Annotated in this window: 8 protein-coding genes; 7 read left to right on the top strand and 1 reads right to left on the bottom strand. The window is 61.1% G+C overall.

Annotated elements, in window-relative coordinates; translation table 11 throughout:
* From GIW28_RS01965 to GIW28_RS01940, 6 genes are all read left to right on the top strand, one after another.
* Positions 1-600, top strand: a 600-nt coding sequence (locus tag GIW28_RS01965; RefSeq protein WP_236490377.1) for an energy transducer TonB, incomplete at its 5' end; no start/stop codon positions are given.
* Between the two features lie 168 nt (positions 601-768).
* A complete protein-coding gene (locus tag GIW28_RS01960) occupies positions 769-1,338 on the top strand; it encodes a YqgE/AlgH family protein (protein ID WP_017139445.1) in 570 nt (189 codons plus the stop codon).
* Complete coding sequence (ruvX, locus tag GIW28_RS01955) at positions 1,338-1,775, top strand: Holliday junction resolvase RuvX (RefSeq protein ID WP_003195067.1); 438 nt, start codon at positions 1,338-1,340, stop codon at positions 1,773-1,775. Before GIW28_RS01960 ends, ruvX begins: the two co-directional genes overlap by 1 nt.
* An 82-nt stretch (positions 1,776-1,857) precedes the next feature.
* Positions 1,858-2,364 (top strand): bifunctional pyr operon transcriptional regulator/uracil phosphoribosyltransferase PyrR, encoded by a 507-nt coding sequence (gene pyrR, locus GIW28_RS01950; protein WP_017139446.1) that lies wholly within the window; start codon positions 1,858-1,860, stop codon positions 2,362-2,364.
* Positions 2,365-2,388: 24 nt separating this feature from the next.
* Positions 2,389-3,393 (top strand): aspartate carbamoyltransferase catalytic subunit, encoded by a 1,005-nt coding sequence (locus GIW28_RS01945; RefSeq protein WP_056857699.1) that lies wholly within the window; start codon positions 2,389-2,391, stop codon positions 3,391-3,393.
* Entirely contained in the window at positions 3,390-4,661 is a 1,272-nt protein-coding gene (locus GIW28_RS01940) for a dihydroorotase (RefSeq protein WP_236447362.1), read from the top strand. The genes GIW28_RS01945 and GIW28_RS01940 overlap by 4 nt, the downstream gene beginning before the upstream one ends.
* Before the next feature lie 143 nt (positions 4,662-4,804).
* On the opposite strand, the gene GIW28_RS01935 is transcribed toward GIW28_RS01940, so the two are convergent.
* Complete coding sequence (locus GIW28_RS01935; protein ID WP_176991626.1) at positions 4,805-5,233, bottom strand: NINE protein; 429 nt, start codon at positions 5,231-5,233, stop codon at positions 4,805-4,807.
* Positions 5,234-5,482: 249 nt separating this feature from the next.
* Here GIW28_RS01935 and GIW28_RS01930 point away from each other — a divergent pair, with 249 nt between their 5' ends.
* Positions 5,483-6,118 carry a C40 family peptidase gene (locus GIW28_RS01930; protein ID WP_017139450.1) on the top strand — a complete coding sequence of 212 codons (636 nt, stop codon included), beginning with the start codon at positions 5,483-5,485 and terminating at the stop codon, positions 6,116-6,118.
* Positions 6,119-6,135: the final 17 nt, after the last annotated feature.

The raw sequence follows: 6,135 nt of genomic DNA, 5'->3' as shown, positions 1-6,135 counted from the left end.
GTCAATAAAGTCACGCCCCCACCCGCCCCCAAGCCCGAGGTCAAGCAGGCCGCGCCCAAGGCCGCCGTGACCACCGTTGCGCCCAAACCGCAAAAAGCTGCGACCCAGCGCGAGAAAGCCAAGACCGAACCTACGCCTGAGCCGGTGAAGCCTGCGCCGACGTTCGACAGTTCGCAGCTCTCTGACCAGATCTCCAGCCTCGAAGCGGAACTGGCCAATGAGCAACAGCTGTATGCCAAGCGCCCGCGCATCTACCGCCTGAATGCCGCGTCAACCATGCGCGACAAAGGCGCCTGGTATAAGGACGAGTGGCGCAAGAAGGTCGAGCGCATCGGTAACCTCAACTACCCGGATGAAGCGCGGCGTCAGCAGATTTACGGCAATTTGCGTCTTCTGGTGTCGATCAACCGCGACGGTTCCTTATATGAAGTGCAGGTGCTGGAGTCGTCCGGCCAGCCACTGCTGGACCAGGCCGCCCAGCGCATCGTGCGCCTGGCTGCGCCTTTCGCGCCGTTTACCGGTGACTTGAACGACATCGACCGCCTGGAAATCATCCGCACCTGGAAGTTCGCCAGGGGCGATCGGCTGTCGAGCAACTGAGGATCGTTCCCCCTCGCCACAGGTACGAAGTACAAGGATAAGGATCGTTCCCACGCTCTGCGTGGGAATGCATCTCAGGACGCTCCGCGTCCACTTTTAAGAGCGCGACGCGGAGTGATCACTAACTCCAGCTTGTCAGTTCGCCCCTCCAACGCCACACTAGTGGGCATGAAAAATGTCAGCCCGACCTACCTCAAGCACCAATTCCTGATCGCCATGCCCCATATGGCCGACCCGAACTTTGCGCAGACCTTGACCTACATCGTCGAGCACACGGCCAATGGTGCAATGGGGTTGGTGGTCAACCGCCCGCAAGAGCTGAACCTGGCCGATATCCTTGAGCAACTGCGCCCCGAGATCGACCCACCGGCGCGTTGCCAGGGCGTGCCGATCTACATCGGCGGGCCGGTGCAGACCGATCGTGGCTTTGTGCTGCACCCCACCGGGCCGAAGTTTCAGGCCACGGTAGACCTTGAAGGCGTGTCACTGTCGACCTCCCAGGACGTGTTGTTTGCCATCGCCGACGGCGTCGGCCCCGAGCAAAGCGTGATCACCCTCGGCTATGCCGGTTGGGAAGCCGGGCAACTGGAAGCCGAACTGGCCAGCAATGCCTGGCTGACCTGCCCGTTTGACGCCGACATCCTGTTCAACACCGCCAGTGAGCTGCGCCTGGAAGCAGCTGCCGCCAAGCTTCGGGTCAACCTCAGCCTGCTGACCAGCCAGGCGGGGCACGCCTGATGGCTTTGCGCTTGATCCTCGGTTTTGACTACGGCACCAAACAGATCGGCGTAGCGGTCGGCCAGGTGATTACCGGCCAGGCCCGCGAGCTGTGTACCTTGAAAGCCCAGAACGGCGTGCCGGACTGGAACCAGGTCGAAGCCCTCATTAAAGAGTGGAAGCCCGACGCCGTCGTGGTCGGCCTGCCGTTGAACATGGACGGCACCCCCAGCGACATGTGCCTGCGCGCGGAAAAATTCGCCCGCCGCCTCAATGGCCGCTACAACCTGCCCTTCTATACCCACGATGAACGCCTGACCACCTTTGAAGCCAAGGGTGAACGCCGCGACCGTGGCGGGCAAAAAGGCAGCTACCGCGACAACCCCGTGGACGCCATTGCCGCCGCCCTGTTGCTGCAGGGCTGGCTGGATGAAAACACCGCTTTATTTGAATCCTGACTGACGCGGCTTGCCGCGTCTTTTTACGTTTGAGTCCGGACCTTGCTGCGCCCACGCCGCGCAAGGCCTTGAAGGAGCCACCATGAGCCTGCCCAATCCCGCCGAACTGATCAGCCAGATGGCGATTCGCCTTAAGGCCCACTTGGAACACCGCGCCATCAGCGAGCCGCGTTTTATCGGCATCCGCACTGGTGGTGTGTGGGTGGCCCAGGCGCTACTGGAAGAGCTGGGCAGCGATTCGCCGCTGGGCACCCTGGACGTGTCCTTTTACCGCGACGACTTCAGCCAGAATGGCCTGCACCCGCAAGTGCAGCCCTCGGCACTGCCGTTTGAGGTCGAAGGCCAGCATCTGGTGCTGATCGACGACGTGCTGATGAGCGGCCGCACCATCCGCGCCGCCCTTAACGAGCTGTTCGACTACGGCCGCCCGGCCAGTGTGACCCTCGTATGCCTGCTGGACCTGGACGCCGGCGAATTGCCGATCAGCCCGGACGTGGTTGGCGCAACGCTGTCGCTGCAAGCCCATCAACGGGTAAAATTGTCCGGTCCCACGCCGCTCGAACTCGAACTGCAAGACCTTGCCCTTTAAACCGCCTTGTACAGAGTCCCCGCGATGACGCCTCTAGATGCCAAGCGCCCGCTGCAGCTCAATGCTCAGGGCCAGTTGCAACACTTCTTGTCCCTCGACGGTTTGCCCCGCGAACTGCTCACCGAAATCCTCGACACCGCCGACTCGTTCCTCGAAGTCGGTGGCCGGGCGGTGAAGAAAGTCCCGCTGCTGCGTGGCAAAACCATCTGCAATGTGTTCTTCGAGAACTCCACGCGCACCCGCACCACCTTTGAACTGGCGGCCCAGCGGCTGTCGGCCGACGTGATCACACTGAACGTGTCCACCTCGTCGGCGAGCAAGGGCGAAACCCTGCTCGACACCCTGCGCAACCTGGAAGCCATGGCCGCCGACATGTTCGTGGTACGCCACGGCGACTCCGGCGCCGCGCATTTCATCGCCGAACATGTGTGCCCGCAGGTGGCAATCATCAACGGCGGCGACGGCCGCCACGCCCACCCGACCCAGGGCATGCTGGACATGCTCACTATTCGTCGGCACAAGGGCAGCTTTGAAAACCTCTCGGTGGCCATCGTCGGCGACATCCTGCACTCGCGGGTGGCGCGCTCGAACATGCTGGCCCTGAAAACCCTCGGCTGCCCGGACATTCGCGTGATCGCGCCGAAAACCCTGCTGCCGATCGGCATCGAGCAATACGGCGTGAAGGTCTACACCGACATGACCGAAGGCCTCAAGGATGTGGACGTGGTGATCATGCTGCGCCTGCAACGTGAGCGCATGTCCGGTGGCCTGCTGCCGAGCGAAGGCGAGTTCTACCGCCTGTTCGGGCTGACTACCGCGCGTTTGGCCGGCGCCAAGCCGGATGCCATCGTGATGCACCCAGGCCCGATCAACCGTGGCGTGGAGATTGAATCGGCAGTGGCCGATGGCCCGCAGTCGGTGATCCTCAACCAGGTGACTTATGGCATCGCCATCCGCATGGCCGTGTTGTCCATGGCCATGAGCGGGCAAACCGCGCAACGTCAATTCGAGCAGGAGAACGCCCAGTGAAGCTCAGCATTCTTGGCGCTCGCGTTATCGATCCAGCCAGCGGCCTGGATCAAGTCACCGACCTTCACCTGGAAGCCGGCAAGCTCATCGCCATTGGCGCCGCGCCCGCAGGCTTCAGCGCCAGCCAGAGTATCGATGCCAACGGCCTGGTGGCCGCGCCTGGCCTGGTGGACCTGAACGTCGCCCTGCGCGAGCCGGGTTACAGCCGCAAAGGCAGCATCGCCAGCGAAACCCGTGCCGCTGCGGCCGGTGGCGTCACCAGCCTGTGCTGCCCGCCGCACACCAAGCCGATCCTGGACACTTCGGCGGTGACCGAGCTGATCCTCGACCGCGCCCGTGAAGCCGGTAATTGCAAAGTGTTCCCCATCGGCGCGTTGAGCAAAGGCCTGGAAGGCGAACAACTTGCCGAGCTGATCGCCCTGCGTGACGCCGGTTGCGTGGCGTTCGGCAATGGCCTGGAGAGTTTTCGCAGCACCCGCACGCTGTGCCGTGCGCTGGAATATGCGGCCACGTTCGATCTGACCGTGATCTTCCACTCCCAGGACCGCGACCTGGCCGAAGGTGGCCTGGCTCATGAAGGCGCCGTGGCCAGCTTCCTCGGCCTGCCGGGCATTCCGGAAACTGCCGAGACCGTGGCCCTGGCCCGTGACCTGTTGTTGGTGGAACAAAGCGGCGTGCGCGCGCACTTCAGTCAGCTCACCAGCGCACGCGGTGTGGCCTTGATCGCTCAGGCCCAGGCACGTGGCCTGCCGGTGACGGCGGATGTGGCGTTGTATCAGCTGATTTTGACCGATGAGGCGCTGATCGACTTCTCCAGCCTGTATCACGTGCAGCCGCCGCTGCGCACGCTGGCCGACCGTGAAGGTTTGCGGGCGGCGGTGAAGTCGGGTGTGGTTTCGGCGATTTCCAGCCATCACCAGCCCCACGAACGGGATGCCAAGCTGGCACCGTTTGGCGCAACAGAGCCGGGCATCAGCAGCGTAGAGCTGTTGTTGCCACTGGCGATGACGCTGGTGGAAGACGGCTTGCTGGACTTGCCGACGCTGCTGGCGCGCCTGAGCGCTGGCCCGGCCGAGGCATTGCGCCTGCCGGCGGGCAAGTTGACGGTGGGTTCGGCGGCGGATCTGGTGTTGTTTGACCCGGCCAGCTCCACGGTTGCTGGGGAACACTGGCTGTCCAAGGGCGAGAACTGCCCGTTCATCGGCCATAGCCTGCCGGCGACGGTGCGCTACACCTTGGTGGATGGGCGGATTACCTACCAGGCCTGACCCCAGTCTGGAGTGGCCAAAGTACATGTGGGAGCGGGCTTGCTCGCGAATACGGTGTGTCAGCCGGCAAATATGCTGACTGATCCACCGCTTTCGCGAGCAAGCCCGCTCCCACATTGGGCTCTCTAATAGGCTTGAGAGACTTATCGGCCGTTGTTGCGCTCGGCATTGCGGATCGAAATCTGCGTATTCAACGTCCAGAAGTCATACAGCACCCCGATCAGGAACAAACCGCCGGTCAGCAGGTAGATCAGGCCGGTGATCCATTTGCCCTGGTACATGCGGTGCAAACCGAATACACCCAGGAACGCCAACAGAATCCAGGCCACGTTGTATTCGATCGGGCCAGCGGTAAAACGCAGGTCTGCTTCACGGTCCATGGCCGGGATCAGGAACAAGTCGATCAGCCAACCGATACCGAACAGGCCGAAGGTGAAAAACCAGATCGTCCCGGTCACGGGTTTGCCGTAATAGAAGCGATGTGCCCCGGTAAAACCAAAAATCCAAAGCAGGTAACCGATCACCTTGCTGTGGGTGTCTTGCTGCGTAACATCCTGTCGATAGGTGTTCATGGAGTACCTCTTTTGCCTCGATAGATAAATTTTTTCATTTTCTTTGTGACTTTTTTACGGGCGCCCGACGCACGGCAAATGGTATCTTCCCTCCCGCAAAGCCTTATGCCACCTGACTTCTGTAGGACAATAGCGGCAATTCGTCGCGTTTTTCCTGAGTTTGACCCCAGAGTTCAGTCGACAAACGGCCTGAGAACGACACAAAAAGCTGTTATAAAGTTGCGCGCAAACCTAAAAGAGCCACGCCTAATGCGACCATTTTTCAAGACATGGCTAACCATTTGCCTATTAATGCCACTGGCCGCCCACGCCACCAATCGTGAGCAACGTCTTCCTAACGTTAACGGTTTCACCCCTAAAGTTCACAGCACACCCAGCACTGCCAAGTCGGTAAAGCTGACCGTCAACCGCCCGACTCAAGTGAGCAAGGCCCACGGTAAAGCGATCCACACCCAACTGGCCGTCAACACCAAACAAAGCAGCAATGTCCTCAGCCGCGCCGTTAACGTGCTCGGTACTCCTTATCGTTGGGGCGGCAGCAGCCCAAGTAAAGGGTTCGACTGCAGCGGTTTGGTGAAATATGCGTTTAATGATGTAAAAGCGGTGGATTTGCCCCGCACCTCCAACGCCATGGCTGCCGGCCACGGCTTGAAGGTTGATCGCAAGGACTTGAAACCTGGCGACCTGTTGTTCTTCAAACTCAAGAGCCGCCAGGTCAACCACGTTGCCATCTACCTGGGCAACGACCGCTTTATCCACGCACCGCGCCGTGGCAAGTCGGTGAGCATCGACACACTGAAAAAGCCGTTCTGGGACAAGAACTACGTGATTGCCAAGCGTGTTCTGCCTAAAGAGCAGAATAACCTGCGGGTTGTTCAGCGCTGATCCCAGGCTGAATGCAC

This window comes from Pseudomonas sp. PA-5-4B (assembly GCF_021606215.1).
GTDB lineage: Bacteria > Pseudomonadota > Gammaproteobacteria > Pseudomonadales > Pseudomonadaceae > Aquipseudomonas > Aquipseudomonas edaphica.
Note: the sequence above shows the minus strand (reverse complement) of the source record. Positions and strands in the feature narration are given on the sequence as shown.